The sequence below is a fragment of the Actinosynnema sp. NPDC023794 genome (genome assembly GCF_040639675.1).
GTDB lineage: Bacteria > Actinomycetota > Actinomycetes > Mycobacteriales > Pseudonocardiaceae > Actinosynnema > Actinosynnema luteola.
Genome location: NZ_JBFAFR010000007.1, coordinates 41,487 through 60,882, shown reverse-complemented (window position 1 = coordinate 60,882; position 19,396 = coordinate 41,487). Strand labels below are relative to the sequence as shown.

Genomic DNA, 19,396 nt, shown 5'->3' with positions numbered 1-19,396 from the left:
GGGTGCGGACGGGCTAACGCGGTCCGCCTGTCGGCGAGGTAGGTGATGTGGCGGGTTGGCGGCGGTGGGCAGTCGCGGTGGTCGCGCTGGTGGCCGTTGTGACCGTGCTCGTCCGTGCCCTCGGCTCCCCGAACGGGCTGCAGTCGGCGGCCAGCGTCGGCAGCCTGGTCGCGGCGCTGACCCCGCTCGTGCTGGGATTGGTCCTCTGGGCGCGCCGGCCACCGCTCGTGACGCTCACGACCTCGACCGTCGAGCAGACCGACGCGGCCCAGCGCCAGCTCGCGGGCCAGGTGCTCGGTCAGTGGCGCGACGAGGTCGACGTCCGTCAGCTGGACGATCCCGGCCCGCTCGCGGTGCGCTGGCGGTTCACCGAACTGGACGTGGCGGATCACGTCGCCCGGGAGAGCCGGTTGCGCGTCCTGCTCGGTCGTGGGCGGCACCGGTTCACGGGGCGGACCGACCGCATCGGCGACATCGCCGCGCGGTTCCGGGGCCTGGAGCGCCGACGGCTCGTGATCCTGGGCGAGCCGGGCACGGGCAAGACCACGCTGGCCTTGCTGCTGCTCCGCGAACTGCTCGACCACGCGGAGCCCGGTGAGCCAGTGCCCGTGCTCGTCCCCCTGTCGGAGTGGGACCCCGGCGCCGAGACGCTCCACGAGTGGCTGACCCGTCGGTTGGCCGAGGACTACCCGGCGTTGCGCGCGACCGCGTTCGGTCCGGACGCCGCCCGCTCGCTGGTGACCGGGCGGAGGGTCCTGCCCGTCCTGGACGGTCTGGACGAGCTGCCCGAGGGCGTCCGCCCCGCGGTGCTGCTCCGGCTGAACGAGGTCGCCGCGGATCCGCTCGTGCTCACCTGCCGGACCGCGGAGTACCAGGCGGCCGTGACCGCGCCGGGTGGGGACGCGCTCACCGGTGGCGCGGTCATCGAGCCGGACCCACTCACCCCCGCCGACGCCGCCGACTACCTCGCCGGGTGCCTCCCGCCGGGCGCCGCGGGCGACTGGCGCGGTCTGCTGGCGACCCTCGCCGGGGATCGGCGCGGCCCGGTCACCGAGGCGTTGTCCACCCCGCTGGCGCTGTGGTTGCTCCGCAAGGTCTACGTCGACACCGGCACGCACCCGGCCGAGCTGTGCGACCGCAGCCGGTTCCCGAGTGCGGACGCGGTGGTCGAGCACCTGCTCGACCACTTGGTGGCCGCGCTCATCAGCGTCAACCCGCCCCGGGACGGTGAGCACGTGTTCCGGCCCCGGCGGGCCTGGGAGCCGACCGACGCGACGAGGTGGCTGACGTTCCTCGCCCACCACCTGACCACGATCGGCAGCCGGGACTTCGCCTGGTGGCGGCTGCACCGCGCGGCACGACGCCGCGTCGCGGTCGCGGCGGGGCTCATCGCCGGGGTCGTGCTGGGTATGGCGGTGGCGGTGGGCGAAGGGCTTCTCGTCGGGCCCGTCAACGGGGTCCTCCTCGGCCCCCTGGTCGGTCTCGCGTTCGGGTTGGTCGTCGGGTTCGCCCGGGGGCTCACGATCGGGCACGTGGCCGGACTCGTGTTCGGGTTCAGCCTGCTGGGCGCCGGCGTCGGCGCGGGACTCGTCGGCGGCGAACCCGTGGTGGGACTGGTGTTCCTGGTCGCAGGCGGCATCCCGGTGGTGATCGTCGGCGTGCTGGCGGCGCGGGCCGTCGGTTTCACCCCACCGAAGACGCCGGTGTACGCGGATCTGCGGCTGCGCGGTCGAACCCGGTTGCTCGTGCGCGAGCTCACGAAGTGGGCCGGCGGTGGCCTGGTGCTCAGGTTCGTGCCCGGGTTCTCGGCCGGACTCGTGTTCGGCGGCGTGCTCGGCGCGGCGGGCGAGACCTCGGACGGGCTGCGGTCCGCCCTGGTGTTCGGCCTGGTGCTCGGAGGCGCCACCTGGCTCGCGGTCGGGCTGGTCGACTGGGCCGAGACCCCGCAGGCCGACGACCGGCCGCAGACTCCTGTCACCGCGTTCCGCCGCGACGTGCGGCTGGTGTGCCTCAAGTCGGTCGTGGGCGGTTCCGTGATCGGCCTCGCGTTCTGGCTCCAGGACGTGCTCAGCGGAACCGGGGGATCGCCGGCCGGGCTCGTGGTCGGGGTCCTCGTCACCCTCGCGATCGCACTCGGGGTCGGGGCTCACCAGCCCAGCGGGCGGTACCTGGTGGCAGTCCTCGCGCTGCGCGCCGGACGGCAAGTCCCCCGGCGGCTCCTGGGGTTCCTGGACGACGCCCACCGGCTGGGCATCGTCCGCCGGACCGGTCCGGTGTACCAGTTCCGGCACGCACGGCTGCAGGACCACCTCACCGGGAAGTCCCTGCGATGATCGTGCGGTGACCGCGACCAAGGCAGTGGGGCTGCACGGCACCGAGTTGTGGGCGTACGACGCGAGCTTGTCGCTGCTGCTCGCCCAGACGGTGCGCCTCGTCGAGGAGTCCTCGCCCGACCGGCGGCCGGCGTGGTGGTCGGGTGTCGTGCGGGAGCTGCGCGTGCACGCGGTGATCACCGAGTTCCACCTCGACCTCGACCTCGGGCTGAACACCGGACAGCGGGAGGAACTGGCGCGGTTGTTCGACGAGGCGGCCGAACTGGTGCGGGAGCGTGGGGCCTTCACCGCCGACGAGGCGGCTGCGTGGCTGATCCTCGACGATGCGCCGGTCAGGTTCCGGGGCCGGGAACCAGCGCCCACGGCGCCGGCGGCGGAGTTGGGGCACGCGTTGGCGCAGTTGATCCGCGGCACGCTCCCACCGCCGCCTACCGGGACGTGGTGGTTCTACGGGTCGCCGGGCGGGCGGCGCACCACCGCGACGGGCGGCGAGCGGGAATCGCGGTGAACCCTTCCCCGCGACCGCTCCCGATCCGTGACCGCGTGGGCAACGCGTTGGTGGGGTTCCGCACTGTCGTCGACGGGGAGCTGGAGTCCCTGGGCGATCGGGACGTCGTCCCGGCTGCCCTGGTGGTGGTCGAGTACGCGGGCGCCGTGCTCATGGTGTTCGACGCTTGGCGCCGGGAGTGGGAGCTCCCAGGCGGCGGGCGTGAGCCAGGGGAGACGACGCGCCAGACCGCGGTCCGGGAGTTGCGCGAGGAGACCGGCATCGGCGAGGTGGCGCTGGACGGTGTCGCGGTGGCCGAGTTCGACCTCGTCGCCCCGGACCGCCACGAACTCCTCGCCGTCTACCGGGTGAGGCTCCGGGCCGCGCCCCGGCTGCTGGTCAACGAAGAAGTGCTCGACTTCCTGTGGTGGCCACCCTCCGACCCGGTCGCTGACGGCATGAGCCCGCTCGACGCCGAGATCGCCAGACGCGTCGCACGGCCCTCGACCGCGTGAACCGGCCCCCCGTCAGCGCGGTCGGGTGGCGGCGGTTATCAGGGTGATCAGCTGACGGCGGAAGTGGTGGTAGTCGTCCACCGCGCCCAGCAGCGACTCGGACTCCTGCTCCTTGCGGCGGGCGGCGGCCAGGACGTCGCGGCCCGTCGGGGTGATCCCGACCAGGGTGCGGCGGCGGTCGCGGGTGTCGGAGCCGCGGGTCACGTGGCCGGAGCGGTTCAGCCGCTCGATGGTGCGGCTCATCGTCTGGTCGGTCACCCTGCACAGCGTCGCCAGCTCGCGCTGGGCGAGAGGCCCGTCGGCGAGGTGGTGCAGCGCGATCAGGCCCGCGTGCGTCAGGCCGAGCCCGTCGAGCACCTCGTCGAACCGGCTCTCCACGACCCGCGCGGCCACCGACAGCAGCCGTCCGGTCGGCCAGGAGTCGACGTCGGCACGCACCTGATCCGGTCGCCGCGACACCTCCCGCTCGTCTCCTCGGCCCATCGGACCATCTTCGCAGAGCAACCGGGGGCGCGATCGTTCAGCATGCTGAACGTTTTGCCATAATGTTCAGCGTGCTGAACGTTTTGCGTGGTCACGGCCGGCTGCTGCTCTGGGGCGTGGCGGGGAGCTTCGTGCTCACCGGCCTGGTGTGGCTGGTCGGCCAGGGCCTGCACGGCACGGTCCTGCTTCCCGACCGGGGTGCCTCCTGGTACTACTGGAAACTGCCCGAGCCGACCTTCTGGACGCGCGCGTCGGCGTGGGCCGGGTACGTGGCGCACCAGGTCGTGTCCTGGTGGCTCATCCACTACGCGCAGACGCGGGTCCGCCGCTACACCACCGGCCTGCACCGGGTGAACGTCGTCGCGCTCGCGGCCAACGGCGGGTTCATCGCGCTGCACGCCGTGCAGACCCGGGTGTTCTACGACGGCATCGCCCAGGACGTGTCGATCTTCAGCTCGCAGTGCTCGGTCGTGCTGCTGCTCGTGGCCGTGCTGCTGATGGAGAACAAGCGACGCGGCCTGTTCTTCGGCAGGCAGGCGCCGATCGCGGCCGACGTGGTGGGGTTCGTGCGGCGGTACCACGGCTACCTCTTCAGCTGGGCCGCGATCTACACGTTCTGGTACCACCCCATGGAGTCCACCAGCGGTCACCTCATCGGGTTCTTCTACATGTTCCTCCTCCTGTTCCAGAGCAGCCTGATGTTCACCACCGCGCACGCGAACCGGTGGTGGACGCTCGGGCTGGAGCTGATGGTGGCGCTGCACGGCACGCTGGTCGCGGTGATGAACTCGGGCCCTGACGGGAGCTGGCCCATGTTCCTGTTCGGGTTCGTCGGCGTCTTCGTGATCACCCAGCTGCACGGCGTCGGGCTGAGCCGGACGTCGCGGTGGTGGGTGGCCGGTGCGATCGGCGTGGCGGCTCTCGGTGTCTACGCGTGGCGCGGGTACGACCGGATCGACGAGGTCGTGCGCATCCCGGCCGTCGAATACCTGCTCGTGGCCGTGCTCGCCCTGGCGATCTGGGCGCCGCTGCGGCTGGTTCGGGCGACCCGCCGGTGATCCGGACCCGGTCGATCCGCGGGGTGACGAGTGGCCCGGGCCAGGGCCCGCCTCCAGGGTTCCTCCGAGCAACGTCAAGCGCTCAGCCATGCCCACGTGCCCATCGCCCGGCACGCGGGAGTCGGACAGGCCGCGCTCGCCGTCGTCGCTACTGCATGTTCGTGGTGTGCTGGTGCGCGGGGAAGGCCGCGCACGAGTAGAACTGCAGGCTGGAGCCACGACCGATCATCAGCATCGTCGGCTCGTTGGGGTCCGGGAACGGCTCGTGGTCGGCCGCGGCGTCTTCGACCGGCCGCCAGCTCGTCACACCGCCCCACTCGGAGGAGTCGATGGTGAGCAGCGGTTCGACGTGCGCACCGCAGTCCGGGCAGGACATGGGGAAGGGGTCGGAGAAGCTCCACGGCGCGTGTCCGCCGACCTTGCAGCCGGGGGCGACGGACAGGTCGTACCGGTACGCCGCGCCCTCTTGCCCCTCCCACGCCCTGACCTGCTCGGCCAGTTCCCCGGGCAGGGAGAGCGGGGCCGGGTACTCCGTGATCTCCTCCGGGTGCAGCACGCACGGCTCCGGCAGGTAGTGCTCCTCGACCGCGGCCGGTCTCGGCGGGTCGACCAGCGGATCGGTCACCTCGGCGGCGACCCGCCAGCGCAGCACCGTGCTCGGCAGGTAGCCGTCGTCCTCGTGGTCGAACGGGCACCAGAGCACCTGCAGCAGGTCGGCGCCGTCCGGTCGGGGGAGACCGGGGACGTCCCGCGCGTACAGCTGGGCCACCGGCACCATCGGCGCCGGGCCGTCCTGGGCGATCTCCGTGCCGGAGTCCACGCGCTCCACCACGACCTCTTCCTCTTCGGTCAGCAGGTCCGCGCCGTCGGGACGCGGGCGCGCCCACGCCTGCGCCAGGATCCGCCGCCGCGCCATCACGTCGGGCACACCGGCGCCGTGGAGCGTGGGACCGGCGTGCTCGGCGCATGTCGGCCACGGTTCCCGCGCCGGCCACAGCAGTGGACCGCCGATCGAGCTGTCCGCCGAGGTCGGTTCGCCGGGCCGGGGGTGCAGCCGCACGGCGGTGCGCGCCAGCGGCGCCAGGCGGGGCAGGTGCGCCGCGACGTCGACCGGGCGCGGCGGAGTGGTGCGGACCATGGCGGGCATGGTATTCACGCCCGGCCCAGGCGGCGATCCGCCCTTCGGCCTGGTCGCCCACTCCGTCGTCGCCCCGGTCGGCGACCAGTCCCGGCACCGAGGTCGACCGGGTTCTCCGGCGGGGGTGGCGGCCGTCGGAAAATCCGTTCACGGTCCGGCCGGGCGGCTGCTAGCGTCGGGGGGAATCGCTGACCGTGGAGGAAGCCATGGCTGCCCGGAGCCTCACGCCGGGCCACCGCACCGAGGCCGTGTGACGGCCCGGGCCGCCCGGTGACATCGCCTGTGAACCCCGATGCACCGCAAGGAGCTCCTCCATGTCCGCACCACCTTCGTCCACCTGGTACGTGGACTTCTTCACCGAACTGCCCAACGAGTTCTGGCGGCGCGCCGTGCCGCCGGAGGTCACCGTCGAAGAGATCGACTTCGTCGAGGAGCGCCTCGGCCTCGCGCCCCGCTCGCTGATCCTGGACGTGCCGTGCGGCAGCGGGCGGCACAGCGTGGAGCTCGCCCGGCGCGGGCACCGCGTGACCGGTGTCGACCTGTCCGCCGAAGCGATCGGGCACGCCCGGCGCGCCGCCGCCGGTCTCGACGTCGAACTCGTCCGCGCCGACATGCGCGAGGTCCCGCGGGACCACGGGTTCGACGCCGTGATCTGCCTCGGCAACAGCTTCGGCTACCTCGAGATCGACGGACTGCGGGAGTTCGCCGCCGCGCTGGGCGGCGCCGTCCGGCCCGGCGGCGGCCTGGTCGTCGACTTCGCCTCGGCCGCCGAGTCGGTCCTGCCCGGCTACCGGGCCGAACCGCGGACCATGCGGACCGGCGACATCACCGTCCTCGCGACCAGCGAGTACGACGTCGTCGGGAGCCGGATGTTCAGCCGCTACCGGTTCACCCGCGGCGAAGAGCAGCTCGACGTGACCGCGATCCACCACGTGTACACGGTGGCGCAGATCGTCGACCTGCTGTCCGGCAACGGGTTCACCGACATCGAGCTGTTCGGCGGCCCGGGGGGTGAACCCTACGTGATCGGCAGCGGGCGGCTCCTGCTCGTCGCGCGCCGAACGTCCTGAGTGGACACTCCGGCCGGAGCGCCGCGCTCCGGCCGGAGCCGCACCGGAACACCCGCTCAGGCCGTCCACCACGAGTCGACGTCCAGCACGCTGTGCGCGGTCCGTTCGAGCACCCCGTCGCCGAGCCTGCCGAGGAACGGGATCGCCGCCGTCAGCACCGAGAAGAACACGTACCTGTTCCAGTCGAGGGACAGGCGCAGCGCGTCGCGCAACACGGCGAGCGCCGCCTCGTCCGCCATGCCCGGGTAGGCGGTGACGGCGGCGAGAGCCCTGGCCTTGTCCGCGTTCGACTGGCCGATCGAGGCCAGGCGGCGGTCTGTCGTGGACGGCGTGCCGATCGCCGACGCCGTGCGGTGCGCCGTCTCCGCGAGTTCCCGAGCCCACTGCTTCCTCGCCGGCACGCCGTGTGCGTGAGTGGCCAGAGTCGTCAGCACGACCGCCAGCGTCTCCTCGCTCGGCAGGCTGTCATACCCGGCGGCGTACTGCAGGTACTCCATCCGGTAGGGCTGCGGATCGCGGATGACGGCCAGGGCGGTCTCGAAGCGACCCGCGCGCGCCAGTCGCGCGACGACCACGTCGAGGAACGCAAGCCGGCGAAGGTCCTCGTACCCCGGGATCGCATGGGGGTCCGTGCCGTCCGGGGCCTCGACGAGCGCTTCGAGAGCCGCTGAGTACCTGTGGTCGTTGCGCTCCGCGCGGCGGCGCAGCGCGGTCGGCAGGTTCACGGCCAGTTCGGTCAAACCGCCGTGGGCGAGCAGGTCGGCCACCCTCTCGCCGAGGGTTTCCGCACCTTCGCCGAGCAGGTCGAGCGCGGTGCCCACGTCGCCGCCTTCGAGCAACCCGACGACGGCCGGGGCTCGGCCGTCCCGGTAGGCGAGCCGGTCGGCGACGGCCAGCGCGGCGTCGAGTCGCCCGGACCTGGCCAGGTCGCGCACGGCGGCGTCGAAGAAGACGTGGCGATCGCGTTCCACGCCCTGCGCCGGCAGGACGGACAGCGACTGCAGCGCGACCGTTCGCGCGAGTTCCGCGCGCCCTTCGGCCAGCTGGCCCCGCACCACGTAGGCCAGCGCCGTGCCGCGCCGCTGCGGCAGCTTGTCGAACTCCGGCAGGATCCGGCGCAGCTCGTGATCGTCACGGGCGTCGATCGCACGCCGGACGAGCGGGTACGGCGACGACTCCACGCGCCGGCGCAACACTTCCAGCACCTCGTCCGCGTCGGACGCGAGGACCACGTCCGAGTCGAACGTCGGCCGGTCGAGCAGGTCCGCGGCCATCTCGGCGGTCGGCGGGCCGTCGACCAGCCCGAGGACGTCCGCGAGCCGGGCGAACGTCGAACCGCGCGTGATCGAGCGCGCCGGTATCGCCTCGGCGACCTCGATCGCCTCCGCCCCGAAGCCGGCCCTGGCCAGGATGACCGCGACGTCGCCGCGCGCGGCCTCCACGTGGCCGAGCGCACCCAGCGCGGCCTCCCGGGCGTCCGCTGGGGACTCGGCGGCCAGCGCGCTCGCGATCGTCAGCAGCACCTGGACCTTCGCCTGGTCGGAGGTGAGTCCGGCGAGCAGGTCCCGCGCGCGGTCGACCGCGCCCGCGTGCACGTGCGAGATCGCGATCGCGGCCCGGACCACCTCGGCCGACTCGCCGTCCGCGCACAGGTCGAGCAGCTCGCCGTCGACCCCGGCGAGGACGGCCTGGTGGGCGAGGACGACGGCGGCGTCGCGTCGCGGTGTCGCGACGGCCCAACCGGAGAACTCGTCCCAGTCGATGGTGAACCACCACGCGACCTCCGGCCACTCGGGATTGCGGTGCCAGCGGCTCTCGGTGATGCGGCTGAGCCCGGCGAGGACGCGCGGGCCGTGCTCCGGCTCGCCCACCCGGACCTGTGCCGCCGCGACGCCGACCCGGTCCACGTCCCACGGGTGCACACGTCCGGCCAGCAGGAGGGTTGCCTTGTCGACGAGCCCGCGCGCGGCGTCCACCCGACCCCGGTCGGCGACGGCGACAGCCAGTTTCGCCACGGAGAGCGGCAGGTTGTCGGAGCGCCAGCCGGTGACCCGGTCATCGATCCGGTCGGCGACCGCCAACGCCCGGTCGACCTGCCCGGCCTCGGCCAGCGCCAGGGCCAGCAGCGCGTGGGCCGTCGCGACGTCCGCGCGGTCGGTGAAGCCCCGCGCGATCGTGAGGCCCAACTGCGCGGCGCCGTTGCGGACCAGGGCGGGCGCGATCCGCTTGAACGCCAGGGCGACCGGACGTCCTCGCGCCCAGGCCCTGATCACCTCGCAACCGTCCGCCACCGCGCCCGCCGTGAACAGCTCCAGCGCCAACTCCTCCAGGCACGACGACTGGTGCTGCTCGCCCGACGCGCGTGCCGCCCCGACCGCGGCGCCGACCGCTTGGCGGCACCGCTCGGGCTCGCCCGCCTGCCACAGCGCGACGGCGATCGACTGGAACGCCCGGCACCGGTCGATCGGCGCCTCGGCCAACGCGGCATGTGCCTCGGCCCTCGCCGTCTCGCCCGCGGCGACGAGGGCCGCCAGCAGCGATCCGGGGATGTCGTCGGCCATGCCCTTGATGTTCACGACGGTCAGGGCGGTGCGGATCCCGGCCACGACGTCCGGCGGCGACCTCCGCATCAGGATGTCGAGGACGGCGCTGACGTCCGCCCGCACGCCCCGCGGCGACAGCGTCCTGGCCACCAACAGCTCCAGCCGCCGCCTGCCGACCAGCCGCCCGGCCAGCTCGAAGTCGTTCGCCCGGTCGACGTGGGCGATCACGGTGGTCAGCGCGTAGTCGGGCGTGTCGTCGGGCCACCCCGCCTCGGCATAGCCGCGGCACCAGTCGAGCAGGCGCCGGTCGGCCGCGCGCCGCTGCGCCGCCGTCAGCCGGGTGGCCAGCACCACGGCGAACTCCTCGTGCATCAGCTCGTGCCGCGGCGAACCGATCAGGAACCGGCGCACCGGCGCGAGCGCCCGCCGGATCCGGTGGGCCGGCGCGCCGAGGGCCTCGGCGATCTCGACCTCGGTCAGGCCGCGGGCCGCCGCGAGCAGCAGGGCGAGCGCGTCCCAGGTCGTGTCGTCCTCGGCGTCGACCTCCAGCAGGTCGAGCTGCCAGCGGAAGTACCCGGCCACGTCCGAGGGCCGTTCCCGCCGGTAGGCGGCCAGGGCCGCCTCGCCGTCCCGCGCCACGTCCTGGGCGGTGAACCGGGCGAGCAGCGGTTCGCCCCGGGTCACCTCGTGCACGGCCGCCGCGAACGACGCGGGTTCGGCGGAACCGGAGACGTGCAGCAGCTCGGCGACCTCGGCCACGGACAGCGGCGGCAGCACCACGAGGGGCGCGCGGTGCAGCGGGTGGTGCGGCGGCACCAGCGACCGGGCCCGCGGACTCGGCCGGGAGGTCACGACCACGTGCGTGAAGTCCGGCACGTGCGCCGGCAGGAGCTCCGCGACGCCAGGGCGGTCCGGCGAGGCTTCGTCCAGGCCGTCGACGACGAGCAGCAGCGGCCGGTCCGGGCCCGCGTTCGCCGCGGCCTCCTGCCACAGCTCGTCGAACCGGCGGGCGCCGTCGTCCGACCGGTCCAGCAGCGCCGCGAGCTGACCGGTGAGCCCGGCGACGAACGCGGCCGGCGTGTGATCACCGAGGTCGCGGCGCAGCGAGAACCCGACGAGATCGGGCGCGGGGCCTTCCCACGCGTCGGTGGCGTGCCGCCGCCACAGATCCGCGACCAGCGTCGTCTTGCCGAAACCGGCCGGCGCTTCGACGAGGGCGTAACCGCCTTCCCGCGCCCCGCTGAACGACATCAGCCGGCGCACCTGGCTGTCCCGTCCCACGACCGTGGACGTGTGCTCGACGATCGCCGCGCTCAGCTCGTACCGGAACGCCGCCCGTGCGCCCCGGCGTCCACCGGAGGGCGGTGGCGGCGCCGCGACCGACTCGGCGACCGGTCTTGAGCCGTCGTGCGCTTCGACGAGGCGGCGGAACCCGGGATCGCGCACCACGGCGTCCAGGCGCGCCGCGTGCAGTCGCCGGTTGCCGAAGTCGCCGTCGTCCAGCACGACCACGCCCACCAGCAGACCGGCGCAGAAGACGGCGGCCCCGGACACACCGGCCCACGCCCGCCACCCCGGCTGCGGCGCCGCGTCCTGGTCGAGGACGTAGCTGCCGTGCGGCCCTGTCGACAGGGGGTTCAGCACACCGGCCAGCTGCTCGACACCGGCCCCTGCCTCGCCGTAGTCGGCGAACCCCGGAAACCCGATACCCGAGTAGCGAACCTGCTCGATGCCGTCGACGACGCCCCACCGCACGGCGTCGCCGACCTCCCCGTCCTCCGGCGGCTCCAGCTCCAGCAGCGCCACGTCCAGCACGGGGTGGCTCCACACCAGCCGGGCGTCGTGCGGTCGTCGTTCCCGGTTCGGGTGACCGAGCCGGACCACGACGCGTGGCCAGGCGCCGTCACCCGTGCTGACGACGTGCCTGGCGGTCAGCACCAGCTGCCTGCCGATCAGGTAACCCGAGCCGGTGCTGCGTGCCGCGGCCTCCGTGCCCGCGCGGACGTCGGCGAGCCTGCGGTGGTCCATCAGCTAGTCCACGGACGCTCGACATCCCGGGAGACCTCGAGGTTGCGGCCGGTGGCGGCGTCGGTGGCGCTGAGCCGGAGCTTGATCCGGTGCGTGCGGGCGCTGGCCGCTTTGCCGTCCGCGTTCGCCGAGACCACTCCGAACTGCACCTTCGCGCCGGCCTTGGCCTCCTTGCGCACCTCGACCAGGAGCTCGACCTCGACCTCGGTCACCTCGAAGCGGAACTGGTGGTCGGCGCCGGCGTCCTGGGCCAGGCCCAACTCCTCCCGCAGCCCGTCGATGGCCTCCGCGATCCCCACCCGGTTCGTCACGTCCAAACCCCCTGCTCACGCGCGCCGAAAATCAGGCCGATTGTGACACGATCACCACTTCGCCCGGCTCGACACCGGAGAACATCCGCTCGCGCCGCCGGTTGCCGAACGGGCCCCTGTCCGGGGTGACCGCGGACCCGCTGTGCGGCGCGTCACGTCGAGTGGTGTCACGTTCGGGCGGGTCCGCGGTGTCTTGGGGGCATGTCCGAGCACAGCACGTCGAACGACGAGGTCGCCGTGACCGCCGACGAGCACGCCGAGCGGTTCACCCTGTTGCGGCCACTGCTGTTCACGATCGCGTACGAGGTGCTCGGCTCGCGACCGAGTCCGACGACGTGCTGCAGGACAGCTACCTGCGGTGGGCCGAGGTGGACCTGGTGACGGTGCGGGACACCAGGTCGTACCTGGGGCGGTTGGTGACCCGCCAGGCGCTCGACGCGTTGCGGGCGAGCGCGCGCCGGCGCGAGGAGTACGTCGGCCCGTGGCTGCCCGAGCCCGTGCTGCTCGACGAGAACGACGCGTCGGCCGACGTGGTGCTCGCCGAGTCCGTGTCCATGGCGATGCTCGTGGTGCTCGAAACACTCGCGCCCGACGAGCGCGTCGTGTTCGTGCTGCGCGAGGTGTTCGGCTTCGCCCACGGCGACATCGCCGCCGCGGTGGGCAAACCCGTGGCGACGGTGCGGCAGGCGGCGCACCGGGCCCGCAAGCACGTGCAGGCGGGGCGCAGGCGCTTCGAACCCGCCGACACCGCGACCACGGCGCGGATCACCGAGCAGTTCCTGGCCGCGGCCGGCACGTGCGAGGGCTGCTCGCGGTGCTCGCGGAGGACGCCACCTTCACCGCCGACGGCGGCGGCAAGACCCGCGCGGCACGCCGGCCGGTGGTCGGCGCGGAGCCGGTGGCCGCACACGTCGTGACCCTGTTCCGCAAGGGGCGGGCGACACCGGGCCTGCGCATCGAGCGGGCCAACTGCAACAACGCGCCCGCGCTGGTCGTCCACCGCGGCGACCGCCTGGAGGGCGTGTTCCTGATCGAGATCGCCGACGACGCGATCACCGACATCTACGTCATCCGCAACCCGGACAAGCTCCTCGCGCTGACGGTGCCCCGCCGGATCAGCCGGTAGCCGACCCCGGACCCACGATCGATTCGACAGGAGACCCTGATGCGGGCTCACCCGACCGACAGCCGACCGCGCACGCAGCCGGCGACCGCCGCGCGAACCGGCCGGCCCCGGATCCGTCCGATCGCCTTCTGGCTCGCCACCTCACGTCATCCTCTTCGAGCTGATCTCCGGATCGGCGTGGAACCTGCCGGCGATCGACTGGGTCGAAGCCCAGTCGGCCCACCTCGGGTACCCGGACTACTTCGCCCACGTGCTCGGCGTCTGCCAGTTCGGTGCGGCGGTGGCGATCGCCGTGCCCGGGTTGCGGCTGGTCGAGGAATGGGCGTACGCGGGTATCTCCTTCCTGTGGGCCGGCGCCGCGGTGTCGCGCCTGGCACTGGGTGACGGCCCGGTGTAGTGGGAGCCGCCGCTGGTGTTCCTGGCGTTCGCCGTCACGTCGTGGGCGCTGAGGTCGGAGGACCGTCGGCCGGTGACCGGTCCCCGCGCTTGGGCCGTTTCGATCGGGCTCGTCGTCGTCCTGTCCGCCGTCTCGCTCCTCACGCTGCCCGCGGCGGAGGCCATCACGGACGAGTGGGCGGTCGAGCGTGGCTGGGTCGACGAACGTTAGTGCGCGCCAAGGGCCGCTGGGTGCCTCGGCCGACCTAGGAGATCTTGCGGCGGTAGGTGGCCGTGGCGAAGGCGTAGGCGACGACGAGGATGCCGAGGCACCAGCCGAGGGCGATCCAGATGTCCGTGCCGATCGGCTGCTGGGTGAACAGGTCGCGGATGGCGTTGACGAGGGAGGTGACCGGCTGGTGCTCGGCGAAGGCGCGCACGGGGCCGGGCATGGTGTCGGTGGGCACGAAGGCGGAGCTGAGGAAGGGCAGGAAGATGAGCGGGTAGGAGAACGCGCTCGCGCCGTCGACGGACTTGGCGGTGAGGCCGGGGATGACGGCGAGCCAGGTCAGCGCCAGGGTGAACAGGAACAGGATGCCCGCGACGGTGAGCCACGCCGTCAGCCCGGCGCCGGTGCGGAAGCCCATGAGCAGGGCGACGAGCACGACGACCACGAGTGAGATCAGGTTGGCGACCAACGAGGTCAGCACGTGCGCCCACAGCACGGACGAGCGTGCGATCGGCATGGACTGGAACCGTTCGAAGATGCCGCCCTTCATGTCCAGGAAGAGCCGGAACGCGGTGTAGGAGATGCCCGAGGCGACGGTGATGAGCAGGATGCCGGGCAGCAGGTACTGCACGTAGGAGTCGGAGCCGGTGTCGATCGCCCCGCCGAACACGTAGACGAACATCAGCATCATGGCGATCGGCATGATCGCGGTGGTGATGATGGTGTCGGGGCTGCGGGCGATGTGGCGCAGGGACCGTCCGAGCAGGACGGTGGTGTCGCCGAAGAAGTTCTTGGTCATTACCAGGTCCTCACTCGTTCGTGCCGACGAGCGAGAGGAAGACGTCCTCCAGTGTCGGCTGCTTCTCGACGTACTCCACCTTGGCGGGCGGGAGCAGTCGCTTGAGCTCGGCGAGCGTGCCGTCCACGATGATCCGTCCTTCGTGGAGGATCGCGATCCGGTCGGCGAGTTGTTCGGCCTCGTCGAGGTACTGCGTGGTGAGCAGCACCGTCGTGCCCCGGGCGGCGAGGTGCTTGACGGCCTGCCACACCTCGATGCGCCCCTGTGGGTCGAGACCGGTGGTCGGTTCGTCGAGGAAGATGACCGGCGGGTTCCCGACGAGGCTCATCGCGATGTCGAGCCGGCGGCGCATGCCACCGGAGTACGTCGACACCTTCCGCGCGGCGGCGTCGGTCAGGGAGAAGCGGTCCAGGAGGTCGTCCGCGATCCTGCCCGGGTCCTTGAGGTGCCGCAGCCGGGCGATCAGGACGAGGTTCTCCCGGCCGGTGAGGATCTCGTCGACGGCGGCGAACTGCCCGGTGAGGCTGATGGACTCCCGCACGTCCGCGGCCCGGGTGGCGACGTCGAAGCCGTGCACGGTCGCCGTGCCCGCGTCGGCCTTGAGCAGCGTCGACAGGATCTTCACGGCGGTGGTCTTGCCCGCTCCGTTCGAGCCGAGCAGGGCGAAGATGCTGCCGCGCGCCACGTCGAAGTCCACGCCGCGCAACACGTGCAGCGACCTGTAGGACTTCTCCAGGCCTCGCACGTGGATGGCGGGGTTGGTCGTCATGAGCGGGTCTCCCGGGACTCTGCTTCGGCGAGCGCGATGGTGGTGGCGAGGCGTTCCCGTTCCTTGGTGACCCAGCCGCCCTTCGCGTAGTTCTGGAGGAACGCCTCGGCGAAGTCCGCGGGGTCCTGGCCGACGACGTCGCGGATGGGCGTGCCGTCCGCGGCGGCACGTTCGAACAGGTCCGCCAGGTCCTCGTACATCGAGGTCGCGGTGTCGCCGTCCGACGGCCCGAAATGCATCAGGTACCGCTCCAGCGCGTCTACCGCGGTGCGGTAGTGCGCGGGCAGCTGCCGCGTGCGCGCCTTGTACGCACGCCAGCGCCGCTTGTCGCCGATCACCTTCGTGGCGAGGTCGGAAATGCCCATGGTCGTCTACCTCCTCGGTGGAGCTCGTCCAGTGGTTCAGCGATGTCGGAGAAGCCGACCGCTACTCGGTGGTGCTGACTACCGGTACCTAGTAAAGCCGAGTAGTGCCGGCGGTGCAAGTCGCCCGTGCGGACGTGACGGCTCGCACAGGCTTGTCAGCCAGCGGCCGGTTCGTGGCAGAACACCACGTCGAGCAGCGCGGTCAACAGCTGCGGGAACTCCGCGGCCGGGTTGTTCGCGGCGTCCCCGGTGGTCACCGAGGCGGTCAGGGTCCTGCTGCCGTCGGGCGTGCTGTCCATCAGCGCGGCGTAGCGGTTGACGCTGCGACCGCCATCGCCGCCATCCCCGCTCGCCGGACCAGTCGCGGCGTGCTCTCGCTACCCCTCGTCATCGCTCTGGGACCCCCGGTGCTGTCACGGAGCGGCTCTCGCGGCCCCGTGATCGGTGAACTGCTGACGGGGACGACGTTCGCCGACCGTCCTGACACCGGGCAGTCACCGCGCTGACACCGCCCCTGACTCGGGGAGTCGTCCAGAGAAAGAGCAGGCCATCGGTCGTCGGCGGTGGCCCGCGGTCGCGCTTGCGGCGGTGGACTACCGGTCCTGGTCGACGGCTGCGGCGAGTCGGTCGACACCGAGCCCGCTGATCAGCGGGCGTTCCTCGAGGTTGCCGGTGAGGAGCCGGGTCCAGTCGACGAAGCCCCCGTCGGCGACTTCCAGCCGTTGGCCGCCGATGGTGGTGCCGACCTTGAAGCACAGGCCGGTGTAGTAGCCGCGCCCGGCCGCCCGGTCGGGATCGTCGAGCACGGCGACGTCCGCCAGGTCGGCGAGGTCCACGCGCACCCGGTCGACCACCGGGCCGGTCGCGTCGTCCAGGCGGGTGAGCCGGATCTCGGTGTGCCGTCCGCCCGCGGTGGCCGTCGCGCGGGCGGCGAACCGCAGGTGCTCGGCCAGGTGCCGGCGTTCGAAGGAGTGATTGCCGGTGTCACGGCCGGCGGTCACCAGGCCGAAGAGCTGGAAGTGCGCCGGCATCCCGGGCCCGTCGCAGTGCTGGGCACGGGCCACCCGCTGAGTGGCCGCGAGCCTGATGGGCAGGGTCGAACGAGGATCGGCGGCCAACGCCCGGGAGCGGCGCGAGGACGCCTCCAGGGCCACCGCGTTCGTGGGGTCGGCGGCGACTTCGCTGCCCCGGACCGTGGCGATCACCTTGCGCGGGTCGACGGTGGCGACCGCCGCATGCGCCGCCAGCGGCACGACGGGGGCGAGCACCAGGACCTGGAAGTCGTCGGGCAGCGCGGACAGCAAGGCGTCCTCGGCGCGGCGCGGTGAAGTCGGTCGGCGCGGGCGCCACGAACCGGTCGCTGCGGCAACGCCGCATCACCTCGGCCGGGGTGAGCCGGTCCGCACGCCGCCGGAACACCTCCAGCAGCAGCGTCGTCAGGTCCGCGCCGGACAGCTCGTCGGGCGGCAGGTCCAGCAGTTCCCGGCCGCCGACCCGCTCCAGGACCCGCCGCAACGCGGGGTTGACCGGGACGCCACCGGCGAGGTCGGAGCGTGTCATGGTCACCGAGTATCACTCGGTCGGAATCGGTCGACCGCGGATTTTCCGGTGGGGCGCGCTCGTGGCGAGGACACGTGCCTGCTCGACGGCTTCGTCCGGGCTGCCGGCCCGGCGCACTCCCGGCCAGCCGCTCGTCCAGGTGCGCCAAGTGTTCTCGACCTTGCCGTAGCGGTCGGCCAGCAGCACGTGGGGTTGGTCGAGCAACAGGCTCAGCAGGTGCCCGTGCAGGCGGTCGGTGATGACGACGTCGCCGCCGGCCAGCAGGGCGAACCCGCGGGCGAGCTGGAGCGCCGCGAGTTCGTCGTGGGCGTCCGCCACCGCCGAGGCCGGATCCGGCCCGGGACGCGCGTGCGACGCCTGCACCGCGGCTCGCAGCCGCCGTCCGGCGGCCTCCCGCCGCAGCCGCCATGCCGGGGTCGCGTCGCGTTCGTCCGTCCAGTCGGTGCGCAGCACCCTGCCGCGTGGCGCGGGCAGGGTGTGTCCGGCGCCCTCGTGATCGGACCGGGTCAGCCACACCTCGTCGTGCGCCCGGTGGCCCGTCGCGGTGAACGCGGGCAGCGTGAACGCCATGTCGGGACACAGCAGGCTGGCCGCGGCGAAGTGGGTTCGGGCCAGGTCGAGGCTGTGCCGGTCGCGGACCAGGAGGGTGAGGTCGGGGTGGGCGTCGAAGACCTCCCGCGCCCGGCGGAGGTTCTCCTCGCTCCGGAAGCAGATCGACTGGGGCAGCTGCACGATCCGGTGCCGGGGGAAGGACCGGACGAGGTGCTCCCGGAAGTGCTGGCGCTCGGGCCACAGGTCGCCGAGGTTGCCGCCGCCGCTCACCAGGATGACGCCTTCGGGCAGGACGGTCAGCAGGTCCTCCCGGCGGAACGATCGCTCGTCGCAGGTGTAGGCCACCGACACGTCCAGTTCGCGCAACACCGCGCGTTCCCCCAACCAGATGGCGCTGTCGCCGACGTTGGCGTAGAGGGGGAAGTCCACCAGCGCGCACCGCGTGCCGGGGGCGAGCAGCGTCGAGAGGACTCGCGTGATGTGGCTCCGCAGCCGCGCTCGACGCTCGGCCGGAGGTCGCCGGACGATCTCCGCGGTCACCCGCCCACCTGCTCGGTGTCGCCCGCGCGCCGCAGCCCTTCCCGCAGGGCGTCGGCGATGTCGTGGCGTCCCCGGATCTCCGCGTCCCGCACCAGGGAGCGCGTCGTGACCCGGCCGGGCTCGTCGGGCATCGCCACCGCGCGGACCGCCTCCAGGTCGAGCGCCAACGGCAGGGTCGGGTGCCGTCCGGACGCGCCCGCGAGTTCGAGCGCGACCATGGTGCCCACGCACTTCTGGCAGTGCCCGCAGTTGCGCCCGGGCTCGCTCATCCAGCAGACGCAGAGGTTGTCCAGGGCCAGGTCACCGTCATCCGCCAACCGGATGACCTTCTCGGCGCGGGTCGCCTCGGCGCCGTCGTGGACGATGTCCAGTCCCTCGGTGGAGAACAGGGGGTCCAGCAGGGGGTGCGAGCCCAGCGGCGGCAGGTGCCGGTACTGGTCGCTGGCCGCGATCAGGCAGCGACCCAGCAAGCCCTGCAGGCTCAACGCGATCGCGGCCAGGGCCGCACCGTGGTACTCCGGCCAGTACGTGGTGGGCTCGCACAGCGACCGGACGTTGGTGTCGACCACGAGCAGTTGCTTGCCCGTGCGCGCCGCCACGTGCCGCAACCTCTCCAGCAGGTGCTCGTACCGGGGGCCCGTCTTCCGCTCGAAGTTGGCGAACAGCAGGTGGGTCACCGGTTCCCAGTCCGGTGTCGCAGACCTGCCGATGTCCTTGAGGAGGCTGTAGAACGAGTCCACCCCGGCGGTGAAGAACAGCCCGACCGCGTCGCCGCCCGCACGGGTGGTGACAGGGGCGCGCAGGTCGACCGGGCGCAGGTGCGGCCACCAGGCGGTGTAGATGTCGGCGATGGTGGACGCCGACCTGAACAGGCGGCGCGAGACCGGGGCGTGGACGTGCACGTCCTCCTCCAGCGCCATCGCCGGCATCATCAGCGCGGCGAGGAACGCGTCTCCCACCGGCGGCATCCACTCCGGTTCGCCGCCGTGCACCGTGAAGTGCAGGCGCTCGCCGCCCGGCGCGAGGGCCGAGTCCACCGCCGCCGACAACCGCCAACCGTCCGGCGCCCGGTCGAGGGCGGGTTCATCGATGATCACCGTCGCGTCCCCCTCGGA

The 19,396-nt window shown here is 72.8% G+C and carries 20 protein-coding genes; 9 read left to right on the top strand and 11 right to left on the bottom strand.

Annotation, left to right across the window (positions count from 1 at the left end; all coding sequences use genetic code 11):
• Positions 1-89 precede the first annotated feature (89 nt).
• The 3 genes from AB0H12_RS17650 to AB0H12_RS17640 are packed head-to-tail and all read left to right on the top strand — an operon-like array spanning position 90 to position 3,335.
• Entirely contained in the window at positions 90-2,333 is a 2,244-nt protein-coding gene (locus AB0H12_RS17650) for an NACHT domain-containing protein (protein ID WP_499623877.1), read from the top strand.
• 7 nt (positions 2,334-2,340) lie between these two features.
• A complete protein-coding gene (locus tag AB0H12_RS17645; RefSeq protein ID WP_499623876.1) occupies positions 2,341-2,841 on the top strand; it encodes a hypothetical protein in 501 nt (166 codons plus the stop codon).
• 35 nt (positions 2,842-2,876) lie between these two features.
• Entirely contained in the window at positions 2,877-3,335 is a 459-nt protein-coding gene (locus AB0H12_RS17640; protein WP_499623875.1) for an NUDIX hydrolase, read from the top strand.
• A gap of 12 nt (positions 3,336-3,347) precedes the next feature.
• On the opposite strand, the gene AB0H12_RS17635 is transcribed toward AB0H12_RS17640, so the two are convergent.
• Positions 3,348-3,818: a MarR family winged helix-turn-helix transcriptional regulator gene (locus tag AB0H12_RS17635; RefSeq protein WP_499623874.1), complete on the bottom strand. Its 471-nt coding sequence runs from the start codon at positions 3,816-3,818 to the stop codon at positions 3,348-3,350.
• A 71-nt stretch (positions 3,819-3,889) separates the two neighbouring features.
• On the opposite strand from AB0H12_RS17635, the gene AB0H12_RS17630 reads away from it, so the two are divergent.
• Positions 3,890-4,876 (top strand): hypothetical protein, encoded by a 987-nt coding sequence (locus tag AB0H12_RS17630; protein ID WP_499623873.1) that lies wholly within the window; start codon positions 3,890-3,892, stop codon positions 4,874-4,876.
• 148 nt (positions 4,877-5,024) lie between these two features.
• On the opposite strand, the gene AB0H12_RS17625 is transcribed toward AB0H12_RS17630, so the two are convergent.
• Positions 5,025-6,014 (bottom strand): hypothetical protein, encoded by a 990-nt coding sequence (locus tag AB0H12_RS17625; RefSeq protein ID WP_499623872.1) that lies wholly within the window; start codon positions 6,012-6,014, stop codon positions 5,025-5,027.
• A 314-nt stretch (positions 6,015-6,328) separates the two neighbouring features.
• On the opposite strand from AB0H12_RS17625, the gene AB0H12_RS17620 reads away from it, so the two are divergent.
• On the top strand, positions 6,329-7,084 hold the full coding sequence (locus AB0H12_RS17620) for a class I SAM-dependent methyltransferase (RefSeq protein WP_499623871.1): 756 nt from the start codon (positions 6,329-6,331) through the stop codon (positions 7,082-7,084).
• Positions 7,085-7,140: 56 nt separating this feature from the next.
• On the opposite strand, the gene AB0H12_RS17615 is transcribed toward AB0H12_RS17620, so the two are convergent.
• Positions 7,141-11,655 (bottom strand): AAA family ATPase, encoded by a 4,515-nt coding sequence (locus AB0H12_RS17615; RefSeq protein WP_499623870.1) that lies wholly within the window; start codon positions 11,653-11,655, stop codon positions 7,141-7,143.
• On the bottom strand, positions 11,655-11,966 hold the full coding sequence (locus AB0H12_RS17610) for a trypco2 family protein (protein ID WP_499623869.1): 312 nt from the start codon (positions 11,964-11,966) through the stop codon (positions 11,655-11,657). The genes AB0H12_RS17615 and AB0H12_RS17610 overlap by 1 nt, the downstream gene beginning before the upstream one ends.
• A 125-nt stretch (positions 11,967-12,091) precedes the next feature.
• On the opposite strand from AB0H12_RS17610, the gene AB0H12_RS17605 reads away from it, so the two are divergent.
• The 4 genes from AB0H12_RS17605 (at position 12,092) to AB0H12_RS17590 (ending at position 13,699) form a co-directional block, all read left to right on the top strand.
• Positions 12,092-12,883, top strand: coding sequence for a sigma-70 family RNA polymerase sigma factor (locus AB0H12_RS17605; protein WP_499623868.1), 792 nt, complete (start codon positions 12,092-12,094; stop codon positions 12,881-12,883).
• Positions 12,865-13,092, top strand: coding sequence for a hypothetical protein (locus tag AB0H12_RS17600; protein WP_499623867.1), 228 nt, complete (start codon positions 12,865-12,867; stop codon positions 13,090-13,092). Before AB0H12_RS17605 ends, AB0H12_RS17600 begins: the two co-directional genes overlap by 19 nt.
• A 148-nt stretch (positions 13,093-13,240) precedes the next feature.
• Positions 13,241-13,489, top strand: coding sequence for a DoxX family protein (locus AB0H12_RS17595; RefSeq protein WP_499624114.1), 249 nt, complete (start codon positions 13,241-13,243; stop codon positions 13,487-13,489).
• 15 nt (positions 13,490-13,504) lie between these two features.
• On the top strand, positions 13,505-13,699 hold the full coding sequence (locus tag AB0H12_RS17590) for a hypothetical protein (RefSeq protein WP_499623866.1): 195 nt from the start codon (positions 13,505-13,507) through the stop codon (positions 13,697-13,699).
• 34 nt (positions 13,700-13,733) lie between these two features.
• Here AB0H12_RS17590 and AB0H12_RS17585 read toward each other — a convergent pair whose 3' ends face one another.
• The 7 genes from AB0H12_RS17585 to AB0H12_RS17555 all read right to left on the bottom strand — a co-directional run bounded on the left by AB0H12_RS17585 (position 13,734) and on the right by AB0H12_RS17555 (position 19,378).
• Positions 13,734-14,495 carry an ABC transporter permease gene (locus tag AB0H12_RS17585; protein WP_499623865.1) on the bottom strand — a complete coding sequence of 254 codons (762 nt, stop codon included), beginning with the start codon at positions 14,493-14,495 and terminating at the stop codon, positions 13,734-13,736.
• Positions 14,496-14,505: 10 nt separating this feature from the next.
• Positions 14,506-15,264, bottom strand: coding sequence for an ABC transporter ATP-binding protein (locus AB0H12_RS17580; RefSeq protein ID WP_499623864.1), 759 nt, complete (start codon positions 15,262-15,264; stop codon positions 14,506-14,508).
• Complete coding sequence (locus tag AB0H12_RS17575) at positions 15,261-15,629, bottom strand: DUF1048 domain-containing protein (RefSeq protein ID WP_499623863.1); 369 nt, start codon at positions 15,627-15,629, stop codon at positions 15,261-15,263. The genes AB0H12_RS17580 and AB0H12_RS17575 overlap by 4 nt, the downstream gene beginning before the upstream one ends.
• A gap of 155 nt (positions 15,630-15,784) precedes the next feature.
• The gene (locus AB0H12_RS17570) at positions 15,785-15,928 is read right to left on the bottom strand and encodes a hypothetical protein (RefSeq protein WP_499623862.1); all 144 of its coding nucleotides are present in this window, start codon (positions 15,926-15,928) and stop codon (positions 15,785-15,787) included.
• 294 nt (positions 15,929-16,222) lie between these two features.
• Positions 16,223-16,933 carry a hypothetical protein gene (locus AB0H12_RS17565; protein ID WP_499623861.1) on the bottom strand — a complete coding sequence of 237 codons (711 nt, stop codon included), beginning with the start codon at positions 16,931-16,933 and terminating at the stop codon, positions 16,223-16,225.
• A 268-nt stretch (positions 16,934-17,201) separates the two neighbouring features.
• Entirely contained in the window at positions 17,202-18,281 is a 1,080-nt protein-coding gene (locus AB0H12_RS17560; protein WP_499623860.1) for a polysaccharide pyruvyl transferase family protein, read from the bottom strand.
• Positions 18,278-19,378, bottom strand: coding sequence for a hypothetical protein (locus AB0H12_RS17555; protein WP_499623859.1), 1,101 nt, complete (start codon positions 19,376-19,378; stop codon positions 18,278-18,280). Before AB0H12_RS17555 ends, AB0H12_RS17560 begins: the two co-directional genes overlap by 4 nt.
• Positions 19,379-19,396: the final 18 nt, after the last annotated feature.

Excerpts from the sequence above, each read along its gene's own strand:
- AB0H12_RS17570 (WP_499623862.1), bottom strand. The coding sequence starts at position 15,928 with ATGGACAGCACGCCCGACGGCAGCAGGACCCTGACCGCCTCGGTGACC.
- AB0H12_RS17585 (WP_499623865.1), bottom strand. The coding sequence starts at position 14,495 with ATGACCAAGAACTTCTTCGGCGACACCACCGTCCTGCTCGGACGGTCC.
- AB0H12_RS17635 (WP_499623874.1), bottom strand. The coding sequence starts at position 3,818 with ATGGGCCGAGGAGACGAGCGGGAGGTGTCGCGGCGACCGGATCAGGTG.
- AB0H12_RS17625 (WP_499623872.1), bottom strand. The coding sequence starts at position 6,014 with ATGGTCCGCACCACTCCGCCGCGCCCGGTCGACGTCGCGGCGCACCTG.
- AB0H12_RS17620 (WP_499623871.1), top strand. The coding sequence starts at position 6,329 with ATGTCCGCACCACCTTCGTCCACCTGGTACGTGGACTTCTTCACCGAA.
- AB0H12_RS17575 (WP_499623863.1), bottom strand. The coding sequence starts at position 15,629 with ATGGGCATTTCCGACCTCGCCACGAAGGTGATCGGCGACAAGCGGCGC.
- AB0H12_RS17615 (WP_499623870.1), bottom strand. The coding sequence starts at position 11,655 with ATGGACCACCGCAGGCTCGCCGACGTCCGCGCGGGCACGGAGGCCGCG.
- AB0H12_RS17580 (WP_499623864.1), bottom strand. The coding sequence starts at position 15,264 with ATGACGACCAACCCCGCCATCCACGTGCGAGGCCTGGAGAAGTCCTAC.